The sequence below is a fragment of the Rhizobium sp. BK112 genome, from assembly GCF_014193215.1.
GTDB lineage: Bacteria > Pseudomonadota > Alphaproteobacteria > Rhizobiales > Rhizobiaceae > Rhizobium > Rhizobium anhuiense.
Genome location: NZ_JACHYZ010000004.1, coordinates 256,423 through 270,840, shown reverse-complemented (window position 1 = coordinate 270,840; position 14,418 = coordinate 256,423). Strand labels below are relative to the sequence as shown.

General features: G+C 65.0%; 13 protein-coding genes. 3 read left to right on the top strand and 10 right to left on the bottom strand.

The window, feature by feature from the left end:
* Positions 1–16: 16 nt before the first annotated feature.
* The 3 genes from coaBC to FHT75_RS13950 all read right to left on the bottom strand — a co-directional run bounded on the left by coaBC (position 17) and on the right by FHT75_RS13950 (position 2,987).
* The gene (gene coaBC, locus FHT75_RS13960; protein ID WP_132573749.1) at positions 17–1,222 is read right to left on the bottom strand and encodes a bifunctional phosphopantothenoylcysteine decarboxylase/phosphopantothenate--cysteine ligase CoaBC; all 1,206 of its coding nucleotides are present in this window, start codon (positions 1,220–1,222) and stop codon (positions 17–19) included.
* A 142-nt stretch (positions 1,223–1,364) separates the two neighbouring features.
* Positions 1,365–2,114 (bottom strand): SDR family oxidoreductase, encoded by a 750-nt coding sequence (locus FHT75_RS13955; protein ID WP_183844893.1) that lies wholly within the window; start codon positions 2,112–2,114, stop codon positions 1,365–1,367.
* A 108-nt stretch (positions 2,115–2,222) separates the two neighbouring features.
* Positions 2,223–2,987 (bottom strand): SDR family oxidoreductase, encoded by a 765-nt coding sequence (locus FHT75_RS13950; RefSeq protein WP_025570545.1) that lies wholly within the window; start codon positions 2,985–2,987, stop codon positions 2,223–2,225.
* A gap of 126 nt (positions 2,988–3,113) precedes the next feature.
* Here FHT75_RS13950 and FHT75_RS13945 point away from each other — a divergent pair, with 126 nt between their 5' ends.
* Complete coding sequence (locus FHT75_RS13945) at positions 3,114–4,019, top strand: LysR family transcriptional regulator (protein WP_047617239.1); 906 nt, start codon at positions 3,114–3,116, stop codon at positions 4,017–4,019.
* A 369-nt stretch (positions 4,020–4,388) separates the two neighbouring features.
* On the opposite strand, the gene FHT75_RS13940 is transcribed toward FHT75_RS13945, so the two are convergent.
* Positions 4,389–5,264, bottom strand: coding sequence for a LysR family transcriptional regulator (locus FHT75_RS13940; RefSeq protein ID WP_047617293.1), 876 nt, complete (start codon positions 5,262–5,264; stop codon positions 4,389–4,391).
* A 91-nt stretch (positions 5,265–5,355) separates the two neighbouring features.
* Here FHT75_RS13940 and FHT75_RS13935 point away from each other — a divergent pair, with 91 nt between their 5' ends.
* A complete protein-coding gene (locus FHT75_RS13935) occupies positions 5,356–6,606 on the top strand; it encodes an MFS transporter (RefSeq protein WP_047617237.1) in 1,251 nt (416 codons plus the stop codon).
* Positions 6,603–6,989 (top strand): VOC family protein, encoded by a 387-nt coding sequence (locus tag FHT75_RS13930; protein ID WP_025570552.1) that lies wholly within the window; start codon positions 6,603–6,605, stop codon positions 6,987–6,989. The genes FHT75_RS13935 and FHT75_RS13930 overlap by 4 nt, the downstream gene beginning before the upstream one ends.
* Positions 6,990–7,033: 44 nt before the next feature.
* Here the strand turns inward: FHT75_RS13930 and FHT75_RS13925 are convergent, their stop codons facing one another.
* From FHT75_RS13925 to FHT75_RS13900, 6 genes are read right to left on the bottom strand one after another with little or no spacing between them, the layout of a single operon-like run.
* The gene (locus FHT75_RS13925) at positions 7,034–8,695 is read right to left on the bottom strand and encodes a urocanate hydratase (protein ID WP_132573747.1); all 1,662 of its coding nucleotides are present in this window, start codon (positions 8,693–8,695) and stop codon (positions 7,034–7,036) included.
* Between the two features lie 33 nt (positions 8,696–8,728).
* Complete coding sequence (locus FHT75_RS13920) at positions 8,729–9,058, bottom strand: TfoX/Sxy family protein (protein ID WP_047617233.1); 330 nt, start codon at positions 9,056–9,058, stop codon at positions 8,729–8,731.
* A 3-nt stretch (positions 9,059–9,061) separates the two neighbouring features.
* The gene (locus FHT75_RS13915; RefSeq protein ID WP_132573745.1) at positions 9,062–10,159 is read right to left on the bottom strand and encodes a DUF917 domain-containing protein; all 1,098 of its coding nucleotides are present in this window, start codon (positions 10,157–10,159) and stop codon (positions 9,062–9,064) included.
* Positions 10,140–11,420: a Zn-dependent hydrolase gene (locus tag FHT75_RS13910; RefSeq protein WP_183844894.1), complete on the bottom strand. Its 1,281-nt coding sequence runs from the start codon at positions 11,418–11,420 to the stop codon at positions 10,140–10,142. The genes FHT75_RS13915 and FHT75_RS13910 overlap by 20 nt, the downstream gene beginning before the upstream one ends.
* Entirely contained in the window at positions 11,417–12,796 is a 1,380-nt protein-coding gene (locus FHT75_RS13905; protein WP_132573741.1) for a dihydroorotase, read from the bottom strand. Before FHT75_RS13905 ends, FHT75_RS13910 begins: the two co-directional genes overlap by 4 nt.
* A 23-nt stretch (positions 12,797–12,819) precedes the next feature.
* Positions 12,820–14,406 carry an aromatic amino acid lyase gene (locus tag FHT75_RS13900; RefSeq protein WP_097543222.1) on the bottom strand — a complete coding sequence of 529 codons (1,587 nt, stop codon included), beginning with the start codon at positions 14,404–14,406 and terminating at the stop codon, positions 12,820–12,822.
* Positions 14,407–14,418: the final 12 nt, after the last annotated feature.

Sequence of the window (14,418 nt, the reverse complement as noted above, 5' to 3'; positions counted from 1 at the left end):
GCTGAGCCGCTCGCGATCAGCGGAGCCGCTGGGCGATCAGCGCTGCGAGCCTTTCGGCAACCTCTTCCTTCGCCAGGTCGGGCCATTGCTCGACGCCGTCGCGGCGGACGAGTTTGACGCTGTTGCGGCTGCCGCCCATGATCCCGGTGGCGGGAGAGACGTCATTGGCGACGATCATGTCGGCGCCCTTCCTCTCGAGCTTCGCCTTGGCATTGCTTTCCACGTCCTGCGTCTCGGCGGCAAAGCCGATGACCAGCTTCGGCCGCATCGTATGATGGCCGACGGTTTTCAGGATGTCCGGATTTTCGGTCAACGCCAGCGTCGGAATGGATTCGCCGGGATGTTTCTTCAGCTTCTGGTCGGCCGCCGAGGCGACGCGCCAGTCCGCTACCGCCGCCACCATCACGGCGACGTCGGCCGGCAGTGCTGCAAGCACCGCATCACGCATTTCCTCGGCCCGTTCCACGTGGATGACGTTGACGCCGACCGGATCGGCGATCGTCACCGGTCCCGATACCAGCGTCACCTCCGCCCCGAGCTTTGCAAGGGCTGCGGCGATCGCATGTCCCTGCCGGCCGGAGGAGCGGTTGGCGATGTAACGCACCGGATCGATCGGCTCATGCGTCGGTCCTGAGGTGACGATTGCCTTGCGCCCCTTGAGCGGCTTTTCTCCGTCGTCGAGCAGGGTTTCGGCGGCCGCCACGATCTCCAGCGGCTCCGCCATCCGGCCGAGCCCTGTCTCCCGGCTTTCCGCCATCTCGCCGGCCATCGGCCCGACGAAGCGGATGCCGTCGGCCCTGAGCATCGCGGCATTCCGCCGGGTCGCCGGATGCGCCCACATGGACGGATTCATTGCCGGTGCGGCAAGCACCGGCCTGTTGGTTGCCAGCAGCACGGTCGAGGCAAGATCGTCGGCAAGCCCGTTCGCCATCTTCGCCATCAGATCGGCCGTGGCAGGGGCGATCAGCACGAGATCGCAGTCGCGCGCCAGCCTGATATGGCCGATATCCTGTTCGTCCTGCCGCGAAAACAGATCGAGGAACACATGGTCCGCCGCCAGAGCACCGACGGCCAGCGGCGTGACGAATTCCTGCGCCCCGCGGGTCATCACCGGGCGCACGCTGGCGCCGCGCTCGCGCAGCCGGCGGATCAGATCCAGGCTCTTATAGGCGGCGATGCCGCCCGAGATGATGATGAGGATGCGTTTTCCGCTGAGAGCCATGGCTTTTTCTACCCGTCGCCTTTTCTGACCGGCCCCGACCCTAAGCCTTTGGCGGAGAACATGCAATCGCGCGGCGAAAGGCATCGGCCGCAGTCGGCGGATGCCGCCCCGTTCATGGACGTCAGCCGCCATTTTCGTGGGGTCAGAGGTTGCTCATCCCGCCGTCGATGACGAGTTCGCTGCCGACGATATAGGCAGCCTCATCGGAGGCGAGAAAGATGATCGTCTTCGCGACTTCGCTGGGGCTCCCGAAGCGGCCGACAGGGATTTGGGACTGGATCTGCGCGGTCATCGCCTTGGAATCGGCTTCCGACGCCCCGAGCTTGCTGTAGAGCGGCGTGGCGATCGGCCCCGGGCTGACGGCGTTGACCCGGATGCCGCGGCCGATCAGTTCGCCCGACAGGGTCTTGGCAAGCGTCAGCAATGCCCCCTTCGTCAGTGAATAGACGCTGGAGTTCGGCATGCCGATATGGGCGTTGATCGAGGTATTGAGCACGATCGCGGCCTGTTTCGAAAAGATCGGCAGTAGCGACTGGATCAGGAAGAACGGCCCCTTGACATTGATCGCTACCGACCTGTCGAAGGCGGCTTCGCTCCACTGTTCCAGCGGCCCGAATTCGGCGACACCGGCATTGACGAAGAGGATGTCGAGCGTGCCGAAAGCCTCTTTCACGGTATCGGCGACGGCCTTTTGGCCGGCCGCATCGCCGGCATCGGCCTGGATGACGATCGCTTTGTCGCCGAGTTCGCGACGGGCGGCTTCGACGCTTGCGGCACTGCTGCCGGTAACGACGACACGGGCGCCTTCGGCAATGAATTGACGGGCGGTTTCGATGCCGATGCCGCTGGTGCCGCCGGTGATGAGGGCTGTCTTGTTCGGAAGACGTGACATGATGCGTTCCTTCAATCGGATGTGGGGCCGCGGCCCCGGGGTCAGTGGGAGAATGTTCCGGAAAAGGCGGCGCGACAATCCGGAGCGGGTCATCGCGCTTGGCTTTCGTCAGGTGCGGGTGATCGAGGCGCCGCCGTCGACCAGCGAAGCCGTGCCGGTGACGAAGCTCGCATCGTCGGAGGCGAGGTAGAGAACCGAGCGGGCAAGTTCTTCGGGAGTTGCGACGCGCTTCAGCGCATGCAGGTTGGTGACGAAGGCCTGTTTGTCGGGCGTATCGTTCATGTCCCGATACATGTCGGTATCGACAGCACCCGGCAGGATGGCATTGACCCGCACGCCCTGCTGGCCGAACTCGGCGGCAAGCGCCTGCGTCAGCCCGATCAGGCCGGATTTGCTGGCGGCATAGGCGGCAACGCCCGGGAAGGCGAAGCTGTAGCCGACGAAGGTCGAGGTGAAGATCACCGAGCCGCCGCCATTTTCCACCATCGCGCCGATCTGGTGTTTGGCGGCGAGGAAGGAGGCCGTCAGGTTGATCGCCAGCGCCTCGCTGAAGCCTGCTTCGGAAACGGCGGTGCTCGGGCCGGCTTCGCCGAGCGTGCCGGCATTGTTGAAGGCGATGTCGAGCTTGCCGTAATGCGTCACGGCGGCCGCGACCAGCGCCTTGTGATAATCTTCCGAGCGCACGTCGCCGGCAATGGCGATGGCCTCGCCGCCCTCTGCCTTGATCTCCGCGACCAGGCTGTCGAGTTCACGCTCGCGGCGGGCGCCGACGACGATCCTGGCGCCTTCGGCGGCGAAGAGCTTTGCCGTGGCGCGGCCGATGCCGGAGCTTGCGCCGGTGACGATCGCGACCTTGTTGTTCAAGCGGTTCATGGTTCCATCTCCTGATCTTGAGGTGAGGCGGCCCCTGCCGTCCCTTTCGATGAAGGGAAGATGGCATTTTCCTTTCGTTCGGATTAGTCTCCAGATTGGGGAACTCGAATTCGGAAAAGCCGAACGATGATCAGGATCGAAGGTATTACGGCTTTCGTCGCCGTCGTCGAGGCGGGCTCGGTCAGCGAGGCGGCTCGGCGCCTGCGGCTGTCAAAATCCGTCGTCAGCGAAAGGCTGGCCGAGCTGGAGAAGTCGCTCGGCGGCATGCTGCTGCACCGAACGACGCGCAAGCTGAGTTTGACGGAGGATGGCGCGGTCTTCCTGGAGCGTGCCGCGCGCATCGTGCGCGAGATCGAGGCGGCTGCGGCCGATATGGCGGAGCGGCGCGGAAGCCTGTCCGGCCCGATCCGCATCGCCGCTCCGGTCACCTTCGGCCGCATGCATCTCGGCCCGGCGCTCTATCCCTTCCTTGCCGAACATCCCGAGATCGAACTCACCCTCGATATTGACGACCGACGCGTCGATGCCGCTTCGGACGGCTATGACGCCATCATCCGCAACGGTCCGATCGCCGATAACAGGCTGGTCGCCTGGAAGCTCGCGCGCAGCCGCCGTCTTGTCTGCGCCTCGCCGGATTATCTCGCGCGCCAGGGAGTGCCGTCGTCGCTTGATGATCTCAACAGCCATCGCGGAATCTTCTATACCAATCGCGGCGTTGCCGACTGGCGCTTCCAAACGCCGGAGGGCGCGGTCGTCGTCCGTGCGAAAATGGCGCTCGGCATCAACAATGGCGACATGCTCCGCGACGCCGCCATTGCCGGTCTCGGCATCGCGCTGCTGCCCGCCTTCATCGCCGGCCCCGCCATTCGCGAAGGCCGGCTTGCCGAAATCGATGTCGGTCACAAGCCGGAGGCCGAATTCATCTACATGGCCCATCCCGAGGGCCGAAACCCCTCCGCCAAGCTCCGCGCCATCGCCGATCACCTGAAGAAGAGTTTTGGCGATCCGCCCTATTGGGATCCGGCGGGCTAGAGCATGTCGCGCAAAGGTGTGCAGCGCTTTTGCAAAACGACATGAGCAAGAACAAAGACCAGAGCCTTTCCGGGTTAGATTGCAGCATTCCTGTTGGCTCAAATGGAGTCGGATGGTCGACCGGCCGGCGCGCGTCGTAGCCCAGCTCTACGGCCAAGCCGGCCGGTCGATCAGCCGGCCCGTTTCAGCCAACCCGAAGGGCCGGGCATCTTTCCGCCAGGGCAAAGGCGATCGGCTCGACCGTACCAAGAGGTATGCCCTTCGCCAATCGCCTCTGCCCTGACGAAAACCTGCTCCGGCAGAATGCTGCAATCTAACCCGGAAAGGCTCTAAAGCGCGAAGAGCGAATCTGAAGGATCGCGACGCGCTTTAGCTCAGCAGGCTCATCAGGTTCTCGGTGACCGGCGAGCGACGTGTCTTCAACATTGCCAGCGCCAGGCGCGCCACAGCCGGCGGCCCCTCGATCGGCCGGTAGGCGACGCCTTCGAGCCTGATCTGCGAAATCGAGGCCGGCACGATCGAGACGCCGAGCTCTGCCGCCACCAGATTGACGACGGAGGAAATCTGCGGCGCCTCCTGGGCCACGGTCAGCTCGAATCCCGCCTTGCGGCAGGCCAGCACGACATCGTCGTAGAGGCTCAAGCCGACGAGCCGGGGAAAGAGGATGAAAGGTTCGTCCGCCAGTGCCGCAAGCGGCAGTTTGCTGCGCCGTGCCAGAGGATGGCTGGCGGGCAGGGCGATCACCATCGGCTCATCCGGCAATCGCCGCAGCCGGACGCCGGCGGGGTCGTCGAGGCTGGGGCGCATGAAGGCGGCGTCGAGCTCGCCGCCTTCCAGCTTCTGCATCAGCGCCAGCGTATTCATTTCCGTCAGCGCCAGCCGGACATCGGGCCAGCGGGCACGAAATCGTCGGATCGTCGCGCTGACCACGGGGTTGAAGGCGGAGGATGCGGTGAAGCCGAGCGACAGCCGGCCGGTCTCGCCGCGATTGGCGCTTTGCGCCGCAAGCTTTGCCTTTTCCGCAGCCGCCAGCGACGCCTTTGCCTCGCCGAGGAAGGCAGCGCCCGCCGCCGTCAATTCGGCGCCGTGCGGCACGCGGTGAAATAGCGCCGCACCCACTTCCCTCTCCAGATCGCGGATCTGCTGGCTGAGCGGCGGCTGCCCGATGCCGAGCTTGGCGGCCGCACGGGTGAAATTGCCTTCCTCCGCCACCGCCAGGAAATATCGCAAGTGCCGCAACTCCATCGTCATCTCCAAAACCTATCGAAATCGCCAGTTTCATATATTGGACAAATGGAGCGGCGTTGACTAGATCGGAGACCGGAAGGATGAAGAGATGCCGACGTCAGCGCATGTATTAAAGACCTCCGAGATATCAGCGACCCCAGGGCAGAAGCACTATCTCGCGCGTGGAACCGGCGCCTATCGCCGCGCCAGCCTGGCGCTCTTCCTTTCCGGTTTCTCCACCTTCTCGCTGCTCTATTGCGTCCAGCCGCTGCTGCCGATCTTCTCGCAGGAGTTCTCCGTCAGCCCGGCCGAAAGCTCGCTGTCCCTCTCGCTCTCCACCGGTTTCCTGGCACTTGCCATCGTCTGTGCTGCCGCCGTCTCGGAAGGCCTTGGCCGCCGCAGCCTGATGTCGATATCGCTGGTCGGCGCGGCATTGCTGACCATTGCCACCGCTTTTGCCCCGAACTGGCACCTGCTGCTTGTCATCCGCGCCTTGCAGGGCCTCGTTCTCGGCGGCGTGCCGGCCGTCGCCATGGCCTATCTCGCCGAGGAAATCGATCCGCGCGGCCTCGGCACCACCATGGGCCTCTATGTCGCCGGCACGGCCTTCGGCGGCATGTCCGGCCGCGTGCTGACAGGTATCTTCGCCGAATATTTCAGCTGGCGTCCGGCGCTCTTTCTGATCGGCGCCATCGGCCTTGCCGCTGCGATCGGCTTCATCGCCCTGCTGCCGCCGTCACGCAATTTCGTCCGCCGGCCGGGCTTCGATCCGCGCTTTCATCTCAACGCGTGGCGCGGCCATCTCAGCAGTCCGGCGCTGCCCTTCCTCTTCGCCATCGCCTTCCTGGCGATGGGCTCCTTCGTGACGATCTATAATTATGCCGGCTTCCGCCTCGTGGCGCCGCCTTACGGCCTCAACCAGACCGAACTCGGCCTGATCTTCACCGTCTATCTCTTCGGCATCGGCGCCTCCTCGATCGGCGGCCTCCTCGGAGACCGGATCGGCCATTTTTCCGTGCTTCTCTTCGGTCTGGCACTCACCGCCGCCGGCAGCGCGCTGACGCTCTTTGCCTCGCTCCCGGTCATCATCCTCGGCATCATCGTGCTCACCACCGGCTTCTTCATGAGCCATTCCATCGCCAGCGGCCTTGTCGGCAGGCTGGCGCATGGCACCAAAGGCCACGCCTCATCGCTCTATATGCTTGCCTATTATGTCGGCTCCAGCTTGATGGGTTCGGCGGGCGGCTGGTTCTTCGCGGTTGAAGGCTGGACCGCCGTCGTTATCTTCACGCTTGCCATGCTGGCGCTGGCCTTTGTCTCCGCCTGTCTTGCAAAGCACCTCGCGAGGAGAACAGCATGATCCGCATAGACCGCCTCGACCATCTGGTGCTGACCGTCGCCGATATTGCCATCACCTGCGATTTCTATGCCCGCATCCTCGGCATGTCGGTCGAAACCTTCGCGGAAGGCCGCAAGGCGCTGAAATTCGGCCGGCAGAAGATCAACCTGCACCAGGCCGGCCGCGAATTCGATCCCAAGGCGAGTCATCCCACAGCCGGCTCCGGCGACCTCTGCTTCATCGCCGAGACGACGCTCGCCGATGTCATCACGCATCTGCAGGCCTCAGGCGTTGCGATCGAAGAGGGTCCGGTCGAACGCACCGGCGCGACCGGACGTCTGCGCTCGGTCTATTTCCGGGACCCCGACGGCAATCTCCTCGAGGTCTCCAATCTGATTGCCTGATGCCTGATAATTCTGGAAAGGGTCTGGATGTCTGCTCCCGCACATCAGCCAAGCCGGAGATAGGGCACGTCTTTCTTCGCCACTTCATCCAGCGCCTCCTCGTAACCGGCATCGGCATACCGCATGACGCCGAGTGCGGTATCGTTGGTCAGCGCATGGTCGAGCCGTTCGTCGGCGGCATCCGTGCCATCGGCGATGACGGTGGCGCCGCAGCTCGTCATATAGCCGGCATAGCCGCCGCCGCCGGAATGAATGACGACGAGATCGGCCATCGACGAGCAGAGCATCATCGCATCGATCAGCGGCCAGTCGGCGATCGCGTCGGAGCCGTCCTTCATCCGCTCGGTCATGATGTTCGGGTGCGCCATGGCGCCGGCATCGAGATGGTCGCGGGAGAAGGCGACCGGGCCTCTCAGTTCGCCGCTCGCAACCAGCGTGTTGACGCGCCTCGCGAGTGCCGTGCGTTCGCCGTGGCCGAGCCAGGCGATGCGGGCCGGCAGCCCTTCGAAGGGAACATGCTCGCGCGCCAGCCGGATCCAGTTGGTGATGATCTTGTTGTCGGGGAACATCTCGAGCAGCAGGTCATCGATCCGGGCGATATCGCTCTCCTCACCCGATAGCGCCATCCAGCGGAAGGGGCCGATCGCCCGGGCAAACAGCGGCCTGAGATAGGCTTCGGTGAAGATCGGAATGTCGAAGGCATTGGCAACGCCGCCCTCCTTGGCCTGCGTGCGGATCAGGTTGCCGTTGTCGAAGACTTCAGAACCCTTCTTCTGGAATTCCAGCATCGCCGTCACATGTTCGACGATCGAGGCGCGGCTTGCCGCCATCAATTGCCCCTGGCCATCGTCGCGCAGGCCCTTGACCTGATCGAGGCTCATGCCTTTCGGCACGTAGCCATAGACGAGGTCATGCGCCGAGGTCTGGTCGGTGACGATGTCGGGCACGATGCCGCGCCGGGCGATTTCGGGATAGACCTCCGCCGCATTGCCGACCAGCCCGACGGACAGCGCCCGTTTCTCCCTCACTGCCGCATCGATCATCTGCAGGGCGGTATCGAGATCGGGTGCGATTTCCTGGAGATAACCGATCTGCTGGCGTTTGCGGGCGCGCTCCGGATCGATGTCGACGCAGAGGATTGCCGCCCCCGCCATGCGGCCGGCCAGCGGCTGCGCCCCGCCCATGCCGCCGAGGCCGGCGGTCAGCACGAAGCGGCCGAGGAGATCGCCGCCGAAGCGCCGCTCGGCAATGCGCATGAAGATCTCGTAGGTGCCCTGGATGACCCCCTGGCTGCCGATATATTGCCAGGCGCCGGCCGTCAGCCCGCCCCAGCAGATCAGCCCCTTGCGCTGCAGCTCGTAGAACACCTCGGCCTTTGCCCATTGCCCGACGATATTGCAGTTCGCCATGATGACGAGCGGCGCCTTGGCATGCGTCCGAACGAGCCCGATCGGCTTGCCGGACTGGATGAGCAGCGTCTGGTCCTCGTCCATTTCGGTCAGCGCCTTGACGATGCCTTTGTGGGCCGCCCAGTTGCGGGCCGCCTTGCCGAGCGCGGCATAGACGATGAGGTTGTCGGGATCCTCGCCGACGGAGAGCACGTTTTCGAGCAGCCGCAGCAGCGCCTCCTGCCGCCAGCCCTTGGCGCGCAGCTCCGGCCCGCCGGGAATCGGAAATTTCGGATGACGTGGATTGGCCTTCGGCATCGTGGGTTCCTCGTTTTGCTCTGCCTTCGATCGTCACTTACTCGGCAGCGATTCCACATAGGCAAGTGCCGCATCGAGCAAACGCCGTCTCAGGGCATCGTCGCCGTAAACCTCGGCACCACCGCGCACCCAGCCATGCATCACCCGCTCGCCCGACAGCATCTGGATCACGCCTGGCAATGCCAGCGCCCAGCCGTCATTGCCCTTGCCGAGACGGATCAGCATGCCGTCATGGCGCGCGCAGCAGAGGAGATTGCCGTTCAGGATGAAGGCCCAGCCGCCGAACATGGATTTTTCGGTAAGGCCCGGCCGATCGCCGAGTTCCTCGCGCATCAGTTCTTCGAGACCGGGATCGCGCGCCATGGCTCAGGCTTTCGTTGCCAGCGCATAACGTGCGATCTCGATCCCCATCGCCTTTTCGACGACGGGATAGACGGTTGGATCGAGCACGCTTGCCGAGAGCGGAATGATGTCCATCGGCACATGCAGGATGAAGACGTGCATGCCGTCCTGAAGCTGGCCGACGCTGAGCGGTTCGCCCTCCGGCGAAAGCGTGGTGATGACGGCCGGGAAAGTGGCAAGCCGCCCGCCATCCGCATCGTCCACGGCCATATATTCGTTCATCACATGCAGCGTCACCGATTTTTCGCCCGTGCCGACGGTGATCGTGCCGATGTCGAAGGCTTCCTTGGTGTAGACGACGTCCTTGCGAGTGATGATCCCCTCGGCAAGGATATGTCCGCCCGTCGTCTTGCAGATCGCGTCGATGACAGCTGATCCGCCGCGTTTCTCCGCCGCGATGATCGCCTCGCCGAGCGCCAGCGCCATCGAGATGCCGCCGAGTGCAGCATGGCTCCTGACATAGGAAGCCCTCAGCGGATTGCGGCAGCTGGCGATGAAGCCGCCGGATTGATCGGCGGCGGCGCGCAGCACCGGCGAGATCTTCGCCGTCGCGCCCTTCACCACCAATTCGATATAGCGATTCTCCGCCCGATTGCCGCCGACGGCGGTCTGGATCATCTGCTCGGGCGAACCGGCCATGCCGATCGAGCCCATGTCGCCCGTGGGATGCGCCCGGATGTCGCCGACCGCATCGACCACCTTGGTGCCGAGGATGGCCGACGGCAGCCAGCCGTTCAGCGTCGAGGATTTGCCGTTCTGGCCGATGATCAGCCCGGAAAGCTTTTCCCCAAGCGCCTCCTGCAGCAACTGCACTGCTTTCACATAGTCGATGCCCTGCATTTCCCAGGGGGTGGTGGAGGCCGGCGCGCCGATTGCGGCCGCGGTGGCGATCCAGTCCTCATCCTGCAACTCGTCGATCGAGACCAGCTCCGGCTTGCCGACATTGACGGCGGCAAGCCCAAGCATCCGTCCATGATCGGCCCAGCCGCCGCCGCCGGCGGCATAGACGGAGCCGCCCTTGACGGCTGCTTCCACGTCCTTCTCAACGAGTATGCGTCCCATCGGTCCTCTCCTGCCTCAAGCTCGTGTCCATCTCGCGCACCGCTTCGAACAGCACGGCGGCGCCAAGCGCGATATCGTCATTCTCGGCCCATTCGTCGGCCGAATGGCTGCGGCCTTCCCGGCAGGGCACGAAGATCATCGCCGCCGGCGCCACCTTGGCGATCCAGGCCGTATCGTGTCCCGCGCCTGAGGCGATGCGCCGGCTTTTTGCGCCGACCCGCTCGCAGGCCGCCTCCAGTGTCGACAGCAGCCCGGCATCGCCTGGCGTCGGCAGATTGTCGGAAACCCGGTTCGGCGTCTTGATCGTCACGCCGTAGGCTCCTGCCAGCTTTTCGACATGGCCGTCGAGCCAGCGGCAGAAAGCCTCCATGTCGGCGCGGATCTCCGCGCGCCCATCGATCAGCAGCGTGACCTTCGACGGCACGACATTGGCGGCATTTGGCTCGATGCGGAATTCCCCGACCGTCGCTGCAAAATGCCCCGGCGTTTTGGCAAGCTCTGCGGCGGCATTGCGGATGTCGAGCACCAGCTGCGATGCCGCCACCAGCGCATCCGCCCGTCGGTCCATCGGCGTCGTGCCGGCATGGTCGGCCCGCCCTTCGACGGTAATCTCGATCCGGGTGATGCCCGAGATCGCGGTGACGATGCCGATATCCTGCCTCTCGGCTTCGAGCACCGGACCCTGCTCGATATGGAGCTCGAGAAAGCCTGCTATATCGGGCCTGTTCTGCTGCATCAGCACATCGGGCCTGCCGCCGACCTCAGCGATGCCCTCGGCCAGGTCGCGCCCGTCGCTGACGCGCGAAAGCCAGGCCTCCGGCAGTTGGCCGGTCATGCCGCGGCTGCCGATGCAGGACACGCCGAAGATGCTGACCTCCTCGGCCAGGAAATCGACGATTTCGAGATCGTGATCGAGCTTGATATCCTGCTCAGCAAGCGCCCGCGCCACCTCCAGCGCCGAGATCACCCCGGCGATGCCGTCGAAGCGGCCGCCGTCCGGCACGGTGTCGGAATGCGAGCCGATCATGATCGTGCCGAGCCATGGTTTCTGGCCTGTCCGCCGGCCGACCAGATTGCCTGCGGCATCGATCCGCGTTTCCAGTCCCGCCGCCTTCATCCGCGCTTCGATATAGGCCCGGCCATCGAGGAAGAGCGGCGAGAAGGCCCGCCGCGTCCAGGGACGCCCCGGCTCGGTCATTGCGGCCAGCGCCTCGATATCGCCAGCGATCCGGCCGGCATTGACGGGAAGATTGCGGCTCATGCGGCAGTTCCTGCCATGACCTGGCGCGGCAGCGGCCGCACGAACCGGCCGGTGCCGGGCTCGGCCAGCACCTTTCCGCCCTCGGCGATCTTTTCGCCGCGCAGATAGGTGGCCGAGACGGTCCAGGGCAGGCGGATGCCGTTATAGGGGCTCCAGCCGACGACGTTGTTGCCGCTCGCGGCGGCATCATAGACGCTGTCGTGCGGCTCCAGCACGGTGATATCGGCGTCCTTGCCCGGTGCCAGCGCGCCCTTGATATGCTCGAGCCGGAAATGCTTCGCCGGGTTCTCCGCCATCAGCTTGGCCGCCCATGTCAGGGGAATGCCGCGCTCGGTGGCGCCTTTGACGAACAGCGGCACCATCACCTCCAGGCCGGGAACGCCGGATGCGTTGGCGAGCATGTCGGGATTGATCTTGCGGTTTTCCGACCAGCTGACGTGATCGGTCGAGACCAGCCAGACATTGCCCTCGGCCACCTTCCGCCAGAGCGTCTCCACCTCGGCGCGCGCCCGTAGCGGCGGATTGATCTTCGCCTTGCCGCCCAAGCGCTTCACGTCGTTTTCCTCGTCGAGCGTCAGGTAGTGGATGCAGCATTCGACCGTTGCCGCAAATCCGTCGCGGCGATAGGCGCGGGCGATATCGTAGCCGCGCCCGAGCGAGCAGTGCACCACATGCGCCGGGCAGCCGGTGGCCGCACCCGTCTCGAAGATCGTGTGCATCGCCAACAGCTCGGTAATCGCAGGCCGCGACAGGCCGTGCGCCCGCCAGTCGGTGATGCCGCTCGCCTTCACCTGCTCCATATAGGTTCGCACCGCCTCGTCGTCTTCATTGTGCACGCCCGCCGTCAGCCCTGTCGGCGCGATCGCCGCAAAGCAGGCGTCGAGCAGGGCCGGCGGAATGCGCGGAAAGCGCTTGGGATCGGTGCCGAAGGTCGAAAACTTGAAGGCGGCAACGCCTGCCTCCACCATCTCGCGGATCCGAGCCGGGCCTTCTTCCGGATCGATGGTGCCGTAAAGCGCGAAGTCGACGCGCGCCTGCGGGCCGGCATGGTCGATCTTCCGCTGTAGCGCCGCAGCCGAGCAGACGAGATTGCCCTCGTCATAGGGCATGTCGACGATTGTTGTCACGCCGCCGGCCGCCGCCGAGCGCGTCGACCAGATGAAATCCTCCTGGTCTTTCTGCGAGAGTGAATGCACCTGCGCGTCGATCGCGCCGGGCAGGATCAGCGCTTTTCCGAGCAAATGCCGTTCGCGGCCCGCCGGCGGCACGCCGAGGCCGACCTCGGCGATCTTGCCGTCGCGCACGGCGACATAGCCCTGTTCAAGAATGCGGTCCGGCAGCACCACCGTGCCCTGCAGAACGAGATCGAAGTCCATGCCGCTTCCTCCCTAAACTGAAATCAGAGTGCTGCCGGCTCGTGATGGGTCAGCCGCTCTTCGACACGCTCCAGCGAGCCGAGGGCGAAGAAGTCGTCGAAGGAGGCGATCGGAACCTGCTCGGTCAGCTTCGAGACGAAGTCGTCCGAACCGAGCTCCTCCTCGATCGCCTCCACTTCCGCCGAAAGCGGCCGGTCGACAACATAGAAATCCGCATGTTTGCGCACGACCTCGTAGAGCATGGCGGCAACACCCTTCGGTTCATCGCCGAGTATGTCGATCGCCTGAGCCGACAGCAGCGCCTCGAGGGCTGCGAGGCGTTTCAGCGCCCGCATCTGCCGGTCGAAGCGCTCGATGACGAGCGGCAGGAAGGCCGCCTCGTCCTCCAACCCGGCTGCGACGACCAGCGACTGGGCCGAAACAGGATTGGACATCGACAGCACGCGCGAGAAGATCTCGCCGGCAAGCTTGATGATCGGCCCGAAACCTGTGGCGATCCGCCCCGGCGGCACGAGATTGACCGGCAGGTCGCGCCGCTGGCCGTTGCCAAGAATGACGCAGCGATTGAAGGCGTTGCGCGCCGCATGCGCCATGCAGAGCGCGGCCGATTCGAGCAGGATCGTTACATCGAGCGGCAGCGAACCGCCCGACGTCATCACCCGGCCCTCGACGACGACGGGATTGTCGTCCGAGCGGCCGGTGGCGGCAAGGATCTTGTGGCCGGTCGACAAAAGGTTTTCGATCACCGCGCCGAACACCTGGGCGATCATGCGCAGGCTGAGCGGATCCTGCACATGGGTTGCGACCGGCCAGTTCCATTCCTCGGAGGCATTGCAGAGCCAGGCGCCGATCAGCGCTTCGCGCGCCGTGCCGACATGGCGGACCGCCTTCCAGGGATCGCGGGAAGCGCCGAGCGCGCCGGCCGCCATCATCGCCGTCGCCAGCAGGATGCGGATCGAGGCCGCGGCATTGCGCGTTGTTTCCGCCGCCGAGGCAAAGCTCACTGCATTGATGCTGAGCGAGGCGAGGCTGTCGCGCGGCGCCATCCGCATCGGTTCCAGCCCGGCCGCCCGGAAGGCCTCGGCCGCCTGCATCCGGTTGCCGCGGTAGATCGCTTCGCCGACGCCGGTCAGCACCGCGCCGATCTGTCCCATCAGCCCGATATCCGCACAGCCGATGGAGCCGGTGCGGCGCACGACCGGGATGAGATCGGCCTCGAGCATCCGGATATAGGCCTCGATCAGCTCCGGCGTGCAGCCGACCTGGCCGGTCAGCGCCGTATTGATGCGGATCGCCATGGCATTGCGCACGATGTTGCAGGAAAAGGGTGTGCCGGTGCCGAAATGATGGGCCCGCACCAGGCCGAGATTGAAAGTGTCGAGTTCGTCGGCCGACCACTCCACATCCTTCATGGCGCCGACGCCTGTCGTCGAGCCGTAGACGGGCATGCCGGAGGCAATCGCATCCTCGACGATCTCGCGGGCGATCGCGATGCGGGCCATGCCTGTCGCCGAAGCCGAAATCGCAGCCTTGCCCGCACCAATCGTCACCATCTCGGCAAAACCGAGCGGTCGTCCGGAAAGTTCGATGCCAAGGCGTTCGTGCTTCATGTGCCTATCTCC

Excerpts from the sequence above, each read along its gene's own strand:
- coaBC (WP_132573749.1), bottom strand. The coding sequence starts at position 1,222 with ATGGCTCTCAGCGGAAAACGCATCCTCATCATCATCTCGGGCGGCATC.
- FHT75_RS13955 (WP_183844893.1), bottom strand. The coding sequence starts at position 2,114 with ATGTCACGTCTTCCGAACAAGACAGCCCTCATCACCGGCGGCACCAGC.
- FHT75_RS13950 (WP_025570545.1), bottom strand. The coding sequence starts at position 2,987 with ATGAACCGCTTGAACAACAAGGTCGCGATCGTCACCGGCGCAAGCTCC.
- FHT75_RS13945 (WP_047617239.1), top strand. The coding sequence starts at position 3,114 with ATGATCAGGATCGAAGGTATTACGGCTTTCGTCGCCGTCGTCGAGGCG.
- FHT75_RS13940 (WP_047617293.1), bottom strand. The coding sequence starts at position 5,264 with ATGGAGTTGCGGCACTTGCGATATTTCCTGGCGGTGGCGGAGGAAGGC.
- FHT75_RS13935 (WP_047617237.1), top strand. The coding sequence starts at position 5,356 with ATGCCGACGTCAGCGCATGTATTAAAGACCTCCGAGATATCAGCGACC.
- FHT75_RS13930 (WP_025570552.1), top strand. The coding sequence starts at position 6,603 with ATGATCCGCATAGACCGCCTCGACCATCTGGTGCTGACCGTCGCCGAT.
- FHT75_RS13925 (WP_132573747.1), bottom strand. The coding sequence starts at position 8,695 with ATGCCGAAGGCCAATCCACGTCATCCGAAATTTCCGATTCCCGGCGGG.
- FHT75_RS13920 (WP_047617233.1), bottom strand. The coding sequence starts at position 9,058 with ATGGCGCGCGATCCCGGTCTCGAAGAACTGATGCGCGAGGAACTCGGC.
- FHT75_RS13915 (WP_132573745.1), bottom strand. The coding sequence starts at position 10,159 with ATGGGACGCATACTCGTTGAGAAGGACGTGGAAGCAGCCGTCAAGGGC.
- FHT75_RS13910 (WP_183844894.1), bottom strand. The coding sequence starts at position 11,420 with ATGAGCCGCAATCTTCCCGTCAATGCCGGCCGGATCGCTGGCGATATC.
- FHT75_RS13905 (WP_132573741.1), bottom strand. The coding sequence starts at position 12,796 with ATGGACTTCGATCTCGTTCTGCAGGGCACGGTGGTGCTGCCGGACCGC.
- FHT75_RS13900 (WP_097543222.1), bottom strand. The coding sequence starts at position 14,406 with ATGAAGCACGAACGCCTTGGCATCGAACTTTCCGGACGACCGCTCGGT.